Below are 17,083 nucleotides of genomic sequence, written 5' to 3'. Positions count from 1 at the left end.
AATCTAGTCACTTTCTGCGCTTTCGGCGAGCGCGCCAGCGCCACCGACGATTTCTGTGATTTCCTGGGTAATCTGCGCCTGACGAGCCTGGTTGGCAACACGGGACAAGTCCTTAACCAACTCATTAGCGTTATCAGTAGCAGATTTCATTGCAGTTCGACGAGCTGCGGACTCGGAAGCGGAAGCCTCCAAGAACATGGAGAAAAGGATACGGGACACGTACTGAGGCATCAGAGCCTCCAGCAGGGTGTCTGCATCCGGTTCAAACTCATAATCAGCCGATAGTTGCTCATCAGCACTATCGCCCAATGCAGAGTCGCCCAGGTGAAGTTCCTCTTCCTTAATTACCGGTTCAATCGGCAACAACTGGTGCGCACGTGGGGTCTGAACCAACATGGATTCAAACTCGGTGTAGACAACATGTACCTGGTCGAAACCACGTACAGGCTGGCCTTCACCTTCCGCGTGCAAGCCCTCACGAGCTGCAGTGGTGCCTTCGGAGCCGGCAATAAAGCCATCGATCAAGTGGTGACGAACGTCGTGGGTAGCTTCCCAGTTTGGATCCTGAGAGAAACCAGTCCAGCTGCCAACAATTTCCTTTTCACGGAAGCTGTAGTAGCCGACGCCCTTACCACCAGTTACGTAGCGAACAACATCAAAGCCCTGGCCACGAAGAAGTTCTTCGAGTTCAGCTGCCTTCTTAAAGACGTTGTTGTTGTAACCACCACACATACCGCGGTCTGAGGTGACCACGAGAATGGCAGCAACGTTACCGTTCTCACGGTGACGCAGCATTGGGTGATCCAACGAGCTTGCAGACGCGAGACGATTCATCATACTGGTCATCTCGTTTGCATACGGCTGTGCCGCTTCTACCTTGCCTTGGGCTTTGGTAATGCGTGAAGTCGCAATGAGCTCCTGAGCCTTGGTGATCTTCTTAGTCGAGTTTACGGACCGGATACGGTCGCGTAGTTCGCGAAGATTAGCCATGTTTTTCGCTCCTCCCTTCTATTCTTCTAGTTAAACGGTGTCAGCTAAGACCAATTGGTCTTTACTTAGCCGTCTTACGGGAGACAGTGAGCTCAGTCTTCTTAACTTCGCCTTCGTCCAGAGGATCAACTGGAGCTTCGGTGCCCAAGTTGTGGCCCTCGGTGGTACGGAAGGTCGGAGTGAAGTCCTTAGCAGCAGCCAACAATGCGTCCTTGGACTCATCGGAGAATGGCTTGCCGCCAGCAATCTGCTCGTAGACCTGAGGAGTGTTCTGCTCGAGGTACTCCTGCAGATCTGCTTCGAAGCGACGTACGTCTTCAACGGGAACGACGTCGAAGACGCCAGAGTCAGCCAAGAAGATGGAAACCATCTGGTACTCGACTGGCTGAGGAGAAGACTCAGACTGCTTCAGCAGCTCGACCAGACGCTCGCCGCGCTCAAGTTGAGCCTTGGACACTGGGTCCAGGTCAGAAGCGAAGGCAGCGAAGCCCTGGAGATCACGGTAGGAAGCGAGGTCAAGACGCAGGTTACCTGCAACCTTCTTCATACCCTTAGTCTGTGCGGCACCACCAACACGGGAGACGGAAACACCGACGTTAATTGCCGGACGGACGCCCTGGTTGAACAGGTCGGACTCCAGGAAGACCTGGCCGTCGGTAATGGAAATAACGTTGGTAGGAATGAACGCAGAAACGTCATTCGCCTTGGTCTCAATGATTGGCAGAGCGGTCAAGGAACCAGCGCCCATGTCGTCGGAGAGCTTTGCAGCACGCTCCAGCAGACGGGAGTGCAGGTAGAAGACGTCACCTGGGTAAGCTTCGCGGCCCGGTGGGCGACGCAGCAGCAGGGAAATCGCACGGTAAGCCTCAGCCTGCTTGGTCAAGTCATCATAGATGACCAAGACGTGGTTGCCCTGGTACATCCAGTGCTGACCAAGGGCAGCACCGGAGAATGGCGCCAGCCACTTGAAGCCTGCGGAGTCGGATGCAGGAGCAGCCACGATGGTGGTGTACTCCAGAGCGCCCTGCTCCTCAAGGGTCTTGCGGACACCAGCAATGGTGGAGCCCTTCTGACCAATAGCGACGTAGATACAGCGAACCTGCTTATCCTTGTCGCCAGATTCCCAGTTAGCCTTCTGGTTAAGGATGGTGTCGATGCAGACTGCGGTCTTACCAGTCTTACGGTCACCAATGATGAGCTGACGCTGACCGCGACCGATTGGGGTCATAGCATCAATAGCCTTGATGCCGGTCTGCATTGGCTCTTCAACTGGCTGACGCTGAAGCACGGAAGGTGCCTGCAGCTCGAGGACGCGGTCCTCTTCACCAGCGATTGGGCCCAAGCCATCAATTGGCTGACCCAATGGGTTAATAACGCGGCCGAGGAATTCCTCGCCCACTGGAATGGAGAGAACCTCTCCAGTTCGCTTTACTTGGTCGCCTTCTTTGAGGGACTCGTAGTTACCAAGAACAACAACACCAATGGAGTTGGTTTCAAGGTTCTGCGCGACGCCGATTACGCCGCCTGGGAACTCGAGCAGCTCATTCGCCATAGCTGAAGGCAAGCCAGAAACCTGTGCAATACCATCAGCTGCCGAAATGACCACGCCGACCTCCTCACGGGAGGCCTCCGCGGAGTAGCTCGAGGTGTAGTTCGCTATCGCGCTACGGATCTCATCGGAGGAGATCGTCAGCTCCGCCATGTTCTTCCTACTCTCGGTAGATTCGTCCAGCACTTACTTAAATCAATTCTGTCGTTGTAGTCGTTTACTTCATTGCGGTACGCAGGCGGGCAATCTTGCCTGCCGTGGAACCATCAATCAATTCATCGCCTACGCGGATTGTCATACCACCGAGGAGGCTGGTGTCAACCTCAGAGTGGATGGACATCGCACGACCGTAAATCTTGCCCAGCTTCTCGGCGAGTACTGCCTGCTGGCCTTCATTGAGTTCACCCGCAGTGACAACATGTGCCACGGTGCGTCCTTGCAGCTGCGCTGCATCGGATGCCAGTTGGGCAACATCATCAATTGGGTTGCGCTCTGGGCGGTCGATTACCTGAAGCGCGAGCGCCTCGGTAAACTTGGTGACCTTTCCGTAGAGCACATCTGCCAGCAACTTGCGCTTGCGCGCAGGTTCTGCAGCTCGGTCAGAAAGCAGCTGGGTGAGTTCGCCCTCGCGGTCCAGGATGCGGGACAGACGGAAGAGTTCATCTTCAACCTGACCCAACTGGCCTTCACTCTCAGCGCCACGCAATAGTGCGCGACGGGACAGCGATACCAGTCCGGAAACCATTTCCCGAGCGGAAGACCACTTGGAGGATGCAACGTTTTCTACAACCTGAAGGGTTGCAGGTGAAACCTTTGCACCGAAGAGGTCATTAACCAGCTTCTTACGGGAATCGGTTGACGCGGATTCATCAATCAGCGCACCACGGAGTTCGCGGTCATCGCCCAAAATCTGGGCAACCTCGAACAGTTCCATGCCGGTCATAGTGGATACTGCAACACCCGACTGAGCCGCCAGGATGGAATCCATGGACTCAAGAGCGGATGCGAGCGATTCGCGGCTAGCTGCCTTCATAGTTGCCTACTTTCCGGCCGATGCCACAGAGTCGAGCTCAGACAGGAAGTTATCAATGGTGGAAGACTGCTTAGTGGACTCAGAGAGTTCACCGCCGAGCAGCTTCTCAGCCAGGTTGATGGAGTTCTGTCCGATATCGGAGCGCAGTTCGGATACGACCTGTGCACGGGAAGCTTCAAGCTGCTTTTCGCCACCTGCGACGATACGGCGAGCTTCTTCCTCGGCCTGGGCCTTAGCCTCTGCCTCGATCTGCTTGCCGCGCTCACGCGCCTGCTCACGGATCTCAGCTGCCTCTGCGCGAGCATCAGCGAGCTGTGCGTTGTACTTCTCAAGTGCGGCCTTTGCTTCAGCCTGCTGGGCTTCAGCGCGCTTGATGCCGCCCTCAATCCGGTCTTCACGTTCTTGCAGCAATTCCTGGAACTTCGGAATGACAAACATTGCGAAGACGATCAGAATGATGATGAACGGAATCAGAGACCAGACGATGTCATATGTCTTGGGGAGGAGGATAGAGTTTCCGCCTTCCAATGGAAGGGATTCCTCTCCTTCCGCCGCAAGATAGAAAAAGACGTTGTTCATAAGTCTCCAGTCTTAAAAAGGGTGGTTTGGTTTTAACGCGCGCTTTTTAGAACAGGAAGCCTGCAACCAGGCCGATAAGAGCAAGTGCCTCAACGAAGGCGATACCCAGGAACATGGTGGTACGCAGCTGGCCAGCCATCTCAGGCTGACGAGCCATGCCCTCAACGGTCTTACCGACGAGGATACCGATACCCAAGCCAGGGCCAATGGTAGCGATACCGTAGCCGATGGACTGAAGGCCATCGATGGAGGTCTCGGTTGCCTGAGCCAAGATAATGTCGTTCATGAAAGTCGTTCCCTTTCGAAAATTCTCCGCCACACTTTCTTAGTGGCGAAGTCGGTGTTGGTTTGAAGTTGGGGTTTTATTACTGGAACGCCGTGGTGGCGTCCTTTAGTGCGAATCTGCGTGAAGTGACAACTCGATGTACACCGCCGTCAGCAGAGCAAAGATGTATGCCTGCAGGAAGATGATGATGATCTCGTAGACCGTAAACAGAACCGCTGCGAGCAAGGTCACGCCCGACATTAAGGACCAGCCGTTGAGCTGCCAGAAGAAGAAGTTCGTGGCAGAGTACAGCAGAACCAAAATGATGTGGCCGGCAAGGAAGTTCGCCATCAGACGAATAGCCAGCGTGACGGGACGCAAAATGAAAGTCGAGAAAATCTCAATTGGTACGACAAGCAGGTGCAGCGCCGGCGGAAGGTTAGGGATAACCACCGAAGACTTCACATACTTACCAAAGCCATAACGCTTGGAACCGGCGTACACCATTGCGATGTAAGCAGCGGCCGCCAAGACGATTGGCATACCAATACGAGCGTTCGCGGAGATATTCAGGCCCGGAATAATCGTCGAAACATTCCAGAAGAGGATTCCGAAGAACATGGCCGCCAGCAACGGCAAGAAGCGACGACCCTCCTTCTTCCCCAAAATGTCCTCGGCGATATGAATACGGACGAAATCTAACGCGTATTCTGCGACGTTTTGTAGTCCCTTAGGAACCAGCTTTGGGTTCCTAAATGCTGCAATAAATAAAAGCACCAAGATGGCCGCCATAAGCAGACGTACCAACATGATGCGATCAAGTGCGAACCATCCGCCCAACACATCGTCAAACAGGATGTCGCCGTAATATTGCCCCGGGAAAAATTCTGGGTCCAGTTCGGGCGCGTGGAAGCTGCCCTTCATGGCCAATGTTGTAACGCTCAGCGTTCTCTCCCGTGTTCGGGCCGTACGAGTGTCGAATTCGTACGGTGCGATGGACGTCTCAAACTCTCTGTCACAACTACGGACTCCGTCGCACATCAGCGAAGTTGTAACAGGGATTCACCGTAAATGGGATACGGCATAACTATTTCGCAGGACACGAATATAACTTTTGCCGCTTCCGCGGTAACCCGCAGGAAATAATATCAGTTCAGATGGGCTTCTTCCGATCCCGAATGAAGCGAATCCCCAACCTTCGATGCACCTTTTCCACTTTCATCCCAATTTCGAGACGTTTGCGCAGTCCATTGCCGTTTCCCAGGTTCAAGTAAGGTTCATCACAGTTATTTTGGAATCTCCGATTTTCCAGACTTTTACCCCCGACGATCACCCCCGCTTCCAAATCGATCCATGGGTCGCATTTATGCACCAAAACGTGCATAAACGCTGCTAAGTGACATTCTTCCCACGGACAAAAATATGAGTCGGATGTCACTTTTACTCCAATTGGTTATCGGGTTTGTGGAAATTCCCTCCGAGATTAATGTCCGCTCCCCTACACCCGAAAGTTGACCCCGCAAATCTACTTATTCGGCCGCGCTCAGAACATCGTCTGGGACATCAAAAGCGGGGACGGCGTCCAAGATTGAACGCTATCCCCGCCTCCCTGAGCCCGCCCTTGAGACGCGCACCTTGTGACAGAACTACTGCACTTCAGACACGTAAGTAACTCGCGCCGTGATGATGCCCCACACTTCAGTCCCCAGTACAACAACCAAGGCAAGCACGACAGTGACAAAGAGTGCCATCGTGTCATAGAAATCCATGCCCTGGATGATCATAAGGGCCACAATCAAGAGTACAACCTTGAGCAGCCAGCCACCGAGGACCACAGCCATCGTGGTGGACGGCGTTGACTTCGAGGTTATGAGCACTGAAGCGGCGGTAATCAAAACGAAGCCACCGCCAATTGCTGCGCCAATGAGCACACCCCAGATTCCTGGCAGTTCACGCATACCGCCCCATACAGCCAATGAGACGACGGTGATAATGGCTAGTGCGATAGAGCCAAAGCGCAGTGCGCGTTGCAGCGGGACACGTGGGTCATCGAAGCTGCTGGTCGCATTTCCGGCATCATCATCGCCGCTATTTGGGGTTATTGAAGTTTCACTCACGCTGGCACATCCTACTACAGGCTGGTCGTATACTTTCGCCCCGATTCCGCTGGATTGATGCGGTTTATTCAGGGTCTATTTGTTGGACAACTCTAGCGGGCTTGGCCTGAGTCCCCAACTTCCCCGCCCGCAGTGGAATGAGCGTCACACCGAAGGCCACAAGCAGTGCAACAATCGTCGCGATGGTAGCAGCTATTGGCGGCACGATGGAGAAACTAACCGCGCCAAAAGCCACGGCTGAGACCCACAGGTAAAGCACCAAGACCGTTCGGCGGTGAGTATGCCCCAAAGACAGCAGCCGGTGGTGAATATGAGCCTTATCGGCGGCGAATGGAGACTTGCCCTGAGACAGACGTCGAATGACAGCCCAGACGAGGTCGAGCACTGGGATGAAAACAGCTGCAGTAACCACGATGAATGGTGAGACCAGCGCGACCATATCGGCAGTGCCATAGAGCGATTGCGTAATCTTGCCCGACGCCGAAGTAGAGGCCGCCGCGAGCAGCAGACCAATCAACATGGCGCCCGAGTCGCCCATAAAAATACGTGAGGGCTCAAAATTATGCGGCAAAAATCCTAAGCACATTCCCACGAGTGCCGCGGAAATAATCGCCGGTGGGTAGGCAGACACTGCCCCACCCTGGTCATAAAGAACCGTCAACGAGAAGATGAGAATTGCGCAACCTGCAATCAACCCCAGCCCCGCGGCTAGTCCATCCAAACCATCCACGAAGTTGATCGCGTTGATCAAAAGCACTGCTACGAATGTAGTCAAGAGTGAGGACTGGAATTGATCCAGTAGTACCGTTGTACCGCCGCCAAAAGGTATAAAAAGCAGCGTCCATGACAAACCGAGGATGCTCAGCAAAGCGGCCGCCACCAATTGCCCCGCTAGTTTCACAAGTGCGCTGAGCTCATAGAGGTCATCGATGACGCCAACAATCACGATGGCAAATGCTGCCCAGATTACGGCGGAAATCTCCGGGGTAACGGGCATGAACCCGCGGGTAAGCGCGGGGAGCTGCAGCGCCAAGAAGATCGCGGCGATAAATCCCGTAAACATCGCAACTCCGCCCAATTGCGGGGTGGGTTGCGAGTGACTATCGCGGAGACGAATCTCAGCAACACGACCCGTACGCACCAAATAGGTCCGCACAAAGCCGGTTGCTAAATATGTCAGGGCTGCTGCGACGAGGATGACCAATCCAAGTTCGCGCAGCGGTACACCAGCACCAGTCATGAATTATTGAACTCCAGGCTGCGTTCCGTCCGGACGTTGTGACTGTGGTGGCTGAACATTCTGAGGCACATGGTTTGCGCCATTGCTCTGGCTTGCCTGCCCAGGCTGACCTGGACGGGTGCGCAAACGCTCTGCGTCCATGCCCAAAACTTCACCAATGCGCTCTGCAGAGATTGCGCCTTCGCGCAGCAAGTATGGCCATGGGCCGGAAAGATCCACAATGGTAGATGGCTCACCGATGGGCGCTTCGCCACCATCCAGATACACAGCTACAGACTTTCCAAGCTGCTGCTTCGCCGCGATCGCGGTGGTTGGAGCGCCGTGACCAGAAATATTGGCAGAAGATACAGCCATTGGGCCTACTTCGCGCAGTAGCTCAATCGCAATCGGGTGCAAAGGCATACGTAGCATCACCGTGCCGCGAGTATCCCCCAGATTCCATGGCAAAGAAGGTGCCTGCGGAACTACAATTGACAGCCCGCCTGGCCAAAAAGCCTCAGTCAGAGTTCTCATCTGGTCACTGAAGGTCTGGACTAGGCCCTTCGCCGTATCCCAGGAGCCGATGAGCACTGGCACCGGCATGTCTGGCCCACGGTGTTTCGCCGCCAATAAGCTTGCTACCGCATCATTGTCAAAGGCGTCACAGCCCAAGCCATAAACAGTGTCCGTTGGGGTAACAATGAGTCGCCCCGACTTAGCTGCCTTGACGGCAAGGTCAAGGCCCTCCGCACGCTGCTGCTCATCTGAGCAATCGTAAATCTTTCCTTGCATGTGGTGCTCCCAACTAAATTGACGTACTTAAATTTTTTGTGCAGATTCTTCTTGTGCAGATTTAAGGCCGTTATATGGTCTCTCATCCTACTACCCTGTCCCCGGTTCGCTCGGTATATACCGCTATAGCGGCATCGTTTACCCGGTCTAGGTGTCTCGGCCTAGACCGGCTTGGCCGCAAGCACGAAACGAGCCGCACCGGCCAAATCTCTCAAGGGCTGAACATTGACTAATCCGGCATCTAATGCCGCCTGCTGGACGGCATCTGAAGTGCTGTCATCATGCTCAATGCCAACCATCCCACCGGGTTTCAGCAGCGTCACTATATTCGGGAGCATGGCATCAATGGTTTGCATGCCATCATCACCCGAAAATACTGCCTCATGCGGGTCGAAATAGACCTCGGGTGCCAGGTTCGGGTCTTCTGGCACATAAGGCGGATTGGTGACAATAAGGTCTACATCGCCTGTGACATCGGCAAGCACGTCAAGAAGCTCCGGTGCTGTCACATCCGCTTGGACGACGTTGACATTGGACCCTGCTAGATTGCTGCGGGTGAAAGGCAGGGCGGAATCGGAAAGCTCTGCTGCAAACACCGTGGCATCAGGCCGGTAATGCGCAATATATGCAGCCAATGCACCGGATCCGGAACATAAATCCACCACTATGGGTGCATGCTTAGCTCCTTTTGGGTGCTGCTTATTGAGGAAATTCACTGCCCAATCCGCGAGAGTTTCAGTCTCTGGGCGCGGAATGAACACACCTGGACCAACGCTTAAGTCCAAAGGCCCAAAGGGCGCCGTGCCCATGATGTGCTGCAAAGGCTCACGATTCATGCGTCGGGCAATCAACGCATCGATCTCCTCAAGGTGTGTGGCATCAGCATGAAGAGGAATGTCCATGTGGCCGAGGCCTAAGACGTGCGCCATAAGCATGCGGGCATCCCACTCAGCAGAATCAATACCGGAAGAGCGAAGGCGCTCCGCGAAAGTGCGAAGCGCCTTATCAAAAGTAACCATTATGGCGAATTAGCCTTCAGATTCCATACGCTCAGCGCGCTCTTGCGCCTGCAAAGCCTCAATCAGCCCCGTCATGTCACCATCCAGCACTGAATCCAGGTTATTGGCCTTGTAACCAATGCGGTGGTCCGTGATGCGGTTCTCGGGCCAGTTATAGGTGCGGATGCGCTCAGATCGATCCATCGTGCGGACCTGGGACGCACGCTGCTCGCCTGCCTCAGCCTCACGAGCCTCGCGCTCCATCTGCTCTAGGCGAGCCTGAAGAACAACCATCGCGCGCGCCTTGTTCTGAATCTGCGAACGCTCACGCTGACAGGTCACAACCAAACCGGTTGGAAGGTGGGTCAAACGAACTGCGGAGTCCGTGGTGTTAACACCCTGACCGCCCTTACCGGAGGAACGGTACACGTCAACGCGCAGGTCTTTTTCATCGATGTTGACGGACTCAACCTCATCAGGTTCTGGGTACACCAGGACACCAGCAGCAGAAGTCTGGATGCGGCCCTGGGACTCAGTCACCGGCACACGCTGGACGCGGTGCACGCCGCCTTCGAACTTAAAGACAGACCATGCGCCATCACGGGACGGAGTCTTGGACTTGAACGTAATGGTCATGTCCTTGACACCACCCAGATCCGATTCATTCAGACCCAGAACTTCCCAATTAAAACCAGCCTTATCGGCATAACGCTCATACATGCGGGCGAGGTCCGCAGCGAACAGTGCCGCCTCTTCACCGCCAGCACCGGCTTTAATTTCCATGATGATGTCTTCAGAATCATGCTCATCACGTGGTGCCAATAGGTCAGCGAGCTTTTCTTCCAAATCCACAACAACGCCTTCGAGACGCTCTGCTTCATCCTGGAACTCATGGTCCTCATAAGCCATTTCTTGCGCATCAGAAAGATCTTCGCGCGCCTGAGTCAGCTCATTATTAACCACGATGATGGGACGCAGCTCCGCATAGCGCTTGGACAGCTTACGGAACTGGTTCTGATCAGAAGCCACCTCCGGATCAGCCATCTGCATCTCAATACCCTGGTACTCAGAGACAATGTCATCAACGAGTGATACTTGATTAGCCATTAGGAGTATTCCTCTTCATCCATGCTTGCCACCATCGGCGCAGACGTAGCAATGCCCATGAGCAGCTCACCATTGGACTTGGTCTTCTTCAGCTGCTTAATCAGTAGATCAATAGCCTGGTGTGAGTCCATGCCAGACAGGATACGGCGAAGCTTGGTCATGATCTTCGCTTCTTCCGGAACCAGCAACAGCTCATCCTTACGGGTGCCCGAAGGATTAACGTCAACGGCTGGGAATACGCGGCGCTCAGAGATCGAACGATCCAGCTTGAGCTCTGCGTTGCCGGTGCCCTTGAATTCCTCGAAGATGACCGTGTCACCAGTGGAACCGGTCTCAACCATCGCGGTTGCAATGATGGTCAAAGAACCACCGTCTTCGATGTTTCGGGCAGCACCCAAGAAACGCTTTGGTGGGTAGAGCGCATTCGAATCCACACCACCGGACAGGATACGGCCGGATGCTGGTGAGGAGTTATTGTATGCACGGCCCAGACGGGTGATGGAGTCCAGCAGAACCACAACATCCTTGCCTTGCTCAACCAGACGCTTTGCGCGCTCAATAGCCAATTCAGCTACTGCGGTGTGCTCTGATGGCGGGCGGTCGAAGGTAGACGCGATGACCTCGCCCTTGACGGAGCGCTGCATATCGGTGACTTCTTCCGGACGCTCATCAACCAGAACAACCATGAGGTAGCACTCAGGGTTATTGGTGGCGATAGCATTCGCGATGTTCTGCAAGATTGTGGTCTTACCCGCCTTTGGTGGGGACACAATCAGTGCACGCTGACCTTTACCAATCGGCATAATCAGGTCAATAACACGAGTGGTCAAAACATTTGGAGTGGTCTCCAGACGCAGACGCTGATTTGGATACAGCGGGGTCAGCTTGTTGAACTCCGGACGGTTCTTTGCCTGCTCCGGTTCCAAACCATTGACGGTGTCAACGCGGACCAGTTGGTTGTACTTACGGCGGTTGCGGCCATTGCCGTGGGAGTGCGTTGCACCGCCAACCTTGACCTGACCTGTCACCGCGTCACCAGAGCGCAAGCCCAAACGACGCACGAGGTTATTATTCACAAAGACGTCATGGCCCATCGCACGGTAACCAGAGGTACGCAAGAATGCGACGTTATTATCAACGACCTCAAGGATGCCGCCAACGGCCTGTAGCTCATCGCCCTCGCGAATCTGCATGTCGTTGTTGTTGTGGCCACCCTGACCATCATTGCCACCACGGTTGCGGCGATTGCGACGTCCACGACGACCGCGACGACCATTGTCATCATCGTCATTATTACGGTTATCGCGGTTGTCATTGCGATCATTGTGGCGGTTGTTATTCCGGCCGCTACGATCGTTATTACGATCATTGTTGCGGTTGTTGTTGCGACCACCGCGGTTATCATCGCCATCATTATCGCTGTCATCACGGTTGTCGCGATTATCGTTGCGATCATTATTGCGGTTATTGTTCCGGCCGCCACGATCGTTATTGCGATCGTTATTACGGCCGCCGCGGTTATTACGATCATTGCGGTCGCTACGGTCATTGCGATCGTTATTATCGCTATTGTCGCCGTCCTGGCTGGAGGAATCCTCGTTGCCCTCGCGGGAATCATCCTGGTTATCGCCATGATCATTATGGCGGGCGCGGTTACGGCGAGCACGACGAGCCTGCGAACGGGTCTCGTAACGGTGGTCCTCGCTGCCATCCTTGCTTTGGGCCGAATCACCATTGCCAGATGCCTGTGCATCCTGGTCAGAAGCGTCGTTGGATTCTGGCTGCTCGGAGCGTGCAGTGGAATTTGAACGGACTACACGACGGGTACGACGAGCCGGAGCCTTCGCTGTATCTTCGCTGTTATCAGCGGATTTCTGCGCAGACTGAGCACCTTCGGTATTCGCGGATGCGGAATCAGCATTGTCCTGCTCTGCTTTAGGAGCAGCTTTGGTGGCACGCTTAGTCGCGCGTGCCTTTGGCTTATCTTCTGCGGCTGCGGCTGGAGCCTTGCCTGGAACCTGGCCGGTGGTAATCGCGGCAATCAGATCGCCCTTGCGCAGACCTGAAATTCCCCGCAATCCCTTCTGTGCTGCCATTGCGCGCAGCTCAGTTAGCTTCAGGGAGGCCAAATCCTTTGCGGAATTGTTGTCCGTATCGCTCACGGATGTCCTTTCGTTGCCTGCAACAGTCAGGGAGACAGCTTCGCTGAACTGCGCCATTTATTGAGCAGGCCTTAACGGTACTTTTAAGCTATTTATATTCTCGCCCGAAATAGTAATCTTGCGGCGAAAGTTTCTTTATTCCCCCATGTTGGGACCCATAGAGTGACTTAAAATGCCAGGGGCCAACCATCAGGTAGGGTGACTGCTTCCCACGCTTTAACTGCGCTGGTAAATGGGTTTTGGACTCGACTAAAAAGTGAGTTTTTAACCAGTCACGCAATAGTATAACGCATCACCACCTGCACCGCTAAAGTGGGACACATGCTTTCGACCATGATGGACATCCCACTCTCAGTTTCACGGATCTTGACCTATGGCTCAACGGTCCACGCCAACACCAAAGTCACCACGTGGCACGGCGGCCCTAATGGTGAAGCTTCAGGTGAAAATCCCGCGGAAGAAACCACTTTTGCCGATATCGCCGCGCGTGCCGCCGCGTTTGCGCATGCGCTTCATGAAGACCTCGGCGTCACGGGCGATGAGCGCGTGGGCACCCTGATGTGGAATTGCGCTGAGCACCTAGAAGTCATGTTCGCTACCGCGTCTAAGGGTGCAGTATTTACCCCCTTAAATAAGCAGCTGATGAATGACCAAATTCGGCACATCGTCAATCACGCCGAGATTGAAGTAGTGGTTGCGGATCCGCGCTTGGCAGAACAGTTGGGAAAGGTACTTGCTGGCGCAGACACAGTGCGCGCAGTGGTATTCACAGGCATGGACGATCCACGGAAATTTACCCAGTATTTCGGCCGCAATGTGGAGGTCTACTCCTATGAATCACTGCTGGATGGCAAATCTTCTGTCTATGACTGGCCGGTCTTGGATGAACACACTGCCGCAGCGCTGTGCTATTCCACCGGTACCACTGGCGCGCCGAAAGGCGTGGTTTATTCCCACCGCTCTATCTATCTAGAAGCCATGATGCTGCGCACCACAGATAGCTTGGCCATCACCCACGGTGAGTCTTTCTTGTGCTGCATTCCGATTTATCACGTCTTGTCCTGGGGCGTCCCTTTCGCCGCTTGGATGACGGGCACTCCGTTGATCTTGCCGGATTCCAATGTGTCAGCGCCTACTTTGGCCAAGATTATCGCTGCCACCCACCCACGTGTTGCCCATGGCGTGCCTACACTGTGGATCCAGCTGATGGTTCATTACCTCAATAATCCTCCGGAGCGCATGTCCCTGGTGGAGATCTACGCCGGCGGCTCACCTGTTCCAGAACAGCTCATCAAGGTCTGGGAAGAACAATACGGCGTGGATGTCGTTCACGTCTGGGGCATGGTTGAAGTGTCCACCGTCGGCACAGTGGCACGCCCACCGCAGGGTGCATCAGGTGACGCCCGTTGGGCTTATCGCGTTTCACAAGGCCGCTTCCCTACTTCTCTGGAATACCGCGTGGTCAATGATGGCCAGGTTGTTGCCACCACGGACCGCAACGCAGGTGAAATTCAAGTGCGCGGCAACATGGTGACTAAGCACTACTATGATGCACCTTCCGGCCATGATGACGGTGCGGCGGCAGAATTCCGCGGCAAGCCAACTGATACGGCCAACGATAAATTTACTGCCGATGGTTGGTTGCGCACCGGCGATGTCGGCTACGTCAACGAGGACGGCTTCCTCAACGTCTCTGACCGCGCGCGGGATGTTATTCGCTCCGGTGGCGAGTGGATTTATTCCGTCCAGCTGGAAAACCTCATCATGAATGATGAGGATGTCGTAGAAGCTGCCGTCATTGGCTACCCCGACAAAAAGTGGGTGGAGCGTCCCTTGGCCATCACGGTTCTACGCCCGGGTGTTGCCCCCACTATCGAAACAGCCGAACGCCTCCGCGAAGGCCTGCGTAAAGAGCTACCAAAATGGATGCTGCCAGAGTACTGGACCTTTGTTAAAGCCCTAGATAAAACTTCTGTCGGCAAATTCGACAAGAAAGACATGCGCTCCCATCTTGCCGAGGGCGAGTACAACATCATCCAACTAGAAGGCCCCGGCTCCAATAAGCCCGAGGACCCCAAGGCCGTTACAGATGTCGAATCGGATATTCGTTAGCTCGGATCTTCGTTAGCACGGAGGTTAACGCCCTAGCGCGGTAGCCGCAGTTGCTTTCTCTGTGGAGCATTCCCGGAAGATATCGCTAATGAGCGGCAGGACAACGTCAAGGGTGTCACTCACCGCGCCACGAGAGCCAGCGGAGTTGATGATCAGCTTGGTCGGGTGACCAAAGTGAGTCACGCCGATGATTCCGCGACACAGGCCTGCTTTGGGGGATGACTGCAGGCCTTTAAGCAACACCTGGGTTTCCAAGCCATGCAGCCGTGCGGCAATTCGTTGCTCGGTAACTTCGGGGACCACATTGCCTAACCGGGTGCCCGTACCACCGAGGGTAATAATGATGTCTGCCCCAACACTTCCCTGGTCAAGCTGCGTATCCAGAGCGCTAGTAATCGCGCATTCCTCTTCCCGCACTACCTCGCGGTGAATGAGAGCAATATTCGCTTCACTTAAGAGTTTCGCAGCGGTATCTGCCGCACAATTTTCCTTGGTTCCATCCACAATTCGGTCTGAAACCACGATGAGGGCCGCTGTCGGGGGTGATGTTGTGGGGGACATTTTCCTACTTTTCCTTAGTTTAAGAACAAAGTGACCAAGCCAACACTTAACAGTACGAAAGTACTGCTTTTGCCCTGCGTAACCACTAGCTGCAGCGATACTTTTGGCCGGTGAATTACGCAATATTAGTGTTGTTTAATTAAACGGGTTTTTTCGTGTTTAACCGTTTAAACACGAGCTTAGCAAGCTAATCTCAGAAATAGGTACCCCGACCGTCTACTCCTTTCTAAGCGAGGATTCATGTCACAAACCAACACCTCCGGTACTCAATTGGATACGTCCGGAAGAATTCTTCATGGCTGGGATCCAGAGGATCCAGCCAAGTGGGACAAGGCAATAGCCTGGCGCACCTTAATCATCACTACCGCCACGATGGCCGTAGGTTTCAGTGCCTGGTACTTGGTCTCCGCTATCGCGCCATTGTTGAATCAAATCGGATTCGATCTCAGTGATAGCCAGCTCTACGCACTGACCGCAATCGCAGGTCTATCCGCCGGCCTCTTCCGCTTGGTGTTCATGTTCCTGCCTCCGATAGTTGGCACCCGCAAGCTGGTAACCTTCTCAGCAATTCTCTTCCTGCTTCCCATGCTCGGCTGGTTCTCAGTCGTACAACGCCCTGATAACACCCCATTCTGGGAATTGCTTGCAATCTCTTTCGCCTCCGGATTTGGCGGCGGCGTCTTCGCGGGATTCATGCCTTCGACTGGCTACTTCTTCCCCAAGCGCCTACAAGGCACCGCCTTGGGACTGCAAGCGGGTATCGGCAACTTCGGTATTTCCTTCATCCAGTTAGTCGCCCCATGGTTGATGGGTTTCACCCTTTTCGGTGTTGGCCTGGTCGCTCCACAGCGTCTGCCTGATGGTTCGGCAGTCTTTGTCCACAACCCGGCAATTTTCCTAGCACCGTGGACCATCGTGTGTGCGATCATCGCGTGGCTCATCCTGAAAGATGTCCCAGTCAAGGTCAATTTCCGCCAGCAGATCGATATCTTCTCAAATCCAAATACCTGGATTATGACGCTGGTTTACCTGATGACCTTCGGCGCTTTCGCTGGTTTCGCCGCGCAGTTCGCGCTGATTATTAACCAGATCTACGGTTCCGGCTCTTCCTTCGTTGACACCGTTGGAGTAGATAATCTGCCTAAGGGTGCCGCCTATGCCTTCCTGGGACCACTCATCGGCGCAGCCGTACGTGCAGCTTGGGGTCCACTGTGCGATAAGTACGGCGGAGCAATCTGGACTTTCATTGGCGGTATCGGCATGACCGTGTTTACTGCCGTGGCCGCACTCTTTTTGAACCCCACCGATCCAGATCAGTTCTGGTGGTTCCTCGGCGCCATGCTCGCGATGTTCTTCTTCACCGGACTGGGCAATGCCGGAACATTCAAGCAAATGCCCATGATTTTGCCCAAAACCCAAGCTGGCGGTGTCATCGGTTGGACTTCTGCCATCGCCGCATTCGGCCCCTTCATCGTCGGTGTCTTGCTCTCTTTCATTCCAATCCAGGCCTTCTACTGGGGCTGCGTGGTCTTCTTCACCATCTGTACCGCCCTGGTCTGGATCTTCTATGCCCGCCCTCGTGCTCCATACCCGGGCTAG

General features: G+C 54.5%; 15 protein-coding genes. 2 read left to right on the top strand and 13 right to left on the bottom strand.

Annotated features, from left to right (window positions below):
• Positions 1-3 precede the first annotated feature (3 nt).
• The 12 genes from ACG98I_RS06970 to rho all read right to left on the bottom strand — a co-directional run bounded on the left by ACG98I_RS06970 (position 4) and on the right by rho (position 12,811).
• Positions 4-990: a F0F1 ATP synthase subunit gamma gene (locus tag ACG98I_RS06970; protein WP_394719358.1), complete on the bottom strand. Its 987-nt coding sequence runs from the start codon at positions 988-990 to the stop codon at positions 4-6.
• Positions 991-1,051: 61 nt separating this feature from the next.
• Positions 1,052-2,692, bottom strand: a complete 1,641-nt coding sequence (gene atpA / locus ACG98I_RS06965) for a F0F1 ATP synthase subunit alpha (RefSeq protein WP_394719360.1) — start codon at positions 2,690-2,692, stop codon at positions 1,052-1,054.
• Between the two features lie 64 nt (positions 2,693-2,756).
• Positions 2,757-3,572: a F0F1 ATP synthase subunit delta gene (locus ACG98I_RS06960; protein ID WP_394719362.1), complete on the bottom strand. Its 816-nt coding sequence runs from the start codon at positions 3,570-3,572 to the stop codon at positions 2,757-2,759.
• A 6-nt stretch (positions 3,573-3,578) separates the two neighbouring features.
• A complete protein-coding gene (locus tag ACG98I_RS06955; RefSeq protein WP_394719363.1) occupies positions 3,579-4,151 on the bottom strand; it encodes a F0F1 ATP synthase subunit B in 573 nt (190 codons plus the stop codon).
• A gap of 46 nt (positions 4,152-4,197) precedes the next feature.
• Positions 4,198-4,437, bottom strand: a complete 240-nt coding sequence (locus ACG98I_RS06950; RefSeq protein WP_394719365.1) for an ATP synthase F0 subunit C — start codon at positions 4,435-4,437, stop codon at positions 4,198-4,200.
• A gap of 105 nt (positions 4,438-4,542) precedes the next feature.
• Positions 4,543-5,340: a F0F1 ATP synthase subunit A gene (gene atpB / locus ACG98I_RS06945; protein ID WP_394719367.1), complete on the bottom strand. Its 798-nt coding sequence runs from the start codon at positions 5,338-5,340 to the stop codon at positions 4,543-4,545.
• Positions 5,341-6,062: 722 nt separating this feature from the next.
• Entirely contained in the window at positions 6,063-6,533 is a 471-nt protein-coding gene (locus ACG98I_RS06940; RefSeq protein WP_394719369.1) for a hypothetical protein, read from the bottom strand.
• 64 nt (positions 6,534-6,597) lie between these two features.
• The gene (locus ACG98I_RS06935; protein ID WP_394719371.1) at positions 6,598-7,773 is read right to left on the bottom strand and encodes an MraY family glycosyltransferase; all 1,176 of its coding nucleotides are present in this window, start codon (positions 7,771-7,773) and stop codon (positions 6,598-6,600) included.
• A gap of 3 nt (positions 7,774-7,776) precedes the next feature.
• The gene (locus ACG98I_RS06930; RefSeq protein WP_394719373.1) at positions 7,777-8,544 is read right to left on the bottom strand and encodes an L-threonylcarbamoyladenylate synthase; all 768 of its coding nucleotides are present in this window, start codon (positions 8,542-8,544) and stop codon (positions 7,777-7,779) included.
• 161 nt (positions 8,545-8,705) lie between these two features.
• On the bottom strand, positions 8,706-9,563 hold the full coding sequence (gene prmC / locus ACG98I_RS06925) for a peptide chain release factor N(5)-glutamine methyltransferase (RefSeq protein ID WP_394719375.1): 858 nt from the start codon (positions 9,561-9,563) through the stop codon (positions 8,706-8,708).
• Positions 9,564-9,572: 9 nt separating this feature from the next.
• Positions 9,573-10,649 (bottom strand): peptide chain release factor 1, encoded by a 1,077-nt coding sequence (gene prfA, locus ACG98I_RS06920; RefSeq protein WP_394719377.1) that lies wholly within the window; start codon positions 10,647-10,649, stop codon positions 9,573-9,575.
• Positions 10,649-12,811, bottom strand: a complete 2,163-nt coding sequence (rho, locus tag ACG98I_RS06915; RefSeq protein WP_394719470.1) for a transcription termination factor Rho — start codon at positions 12,809-12,811, stop codon at positions 10,649-10,651. Before rho ends, prfA begins: the two co-directional genes overlap by 1 nt.
• Before the next feature lie 321 nt (positions 12,812-13,132).
• On the opposite strand from rho, the gene ACG98I_RS06910 reads away from it, so the two are divergent.
• On the top strand, positions 13,133-14,923 hold the full coding sequence (locus tag ACG98I_RS06910) for a long-chain fatty-acid--CoA ligase (protein WP_394719379.1): 1,791 nt from the start codon (positions 13,133-13,135) through the stop codon (positions 14,921-14,923).
• A 24-nt stretch (positions 14,924-14,947) separates the two neighbouring features.
• Here the strand turns inward: ACG98I_RS06910 and ACG98I_RS06905 are convergent, their stop codons facing one another.
• Positions 14,948-15,484, bottom strand: coding sequence for a molybdopterin-binding protein (locus tag ACG98I_RS06905; protein WP_394719381.1), 537 nt, complete (start codon positions 15,482-15,484; stop codon positions 14,948-14,950).
• Positions 15,485-15,724: 240 nt separating this feature from the next.
• Here ACG98I_RS06905 and ACG98I_RS06900 point away from each other — a divergent pair, with 240 nt between their 5' ends.
• The gene (locus ACG98I_RS06900) at positions 15,725-17,083 is read left to right on the top strand and encodes an MFS transporter (protein ID WP_394719383.1); all 1,359 of its coding nucleotides are present in this window, start codon (positions 15,725-15,727) and stop codon (positions 17,081-17,083) included.

This window comes from Corynebacterium sp. L4757 (assembly GCF_043673995.1).
Lineage (GTDB): Bacteria > Actinomycetota > Actinomycetes > Mycobacteriales > Mycobacteriaceae > Corynebacterium.
The sequence above is the reverse complement of the archived record's forward strand: the minus strand, read 5'-3'. Positions and strand labels throughout refer to the sequence as shown.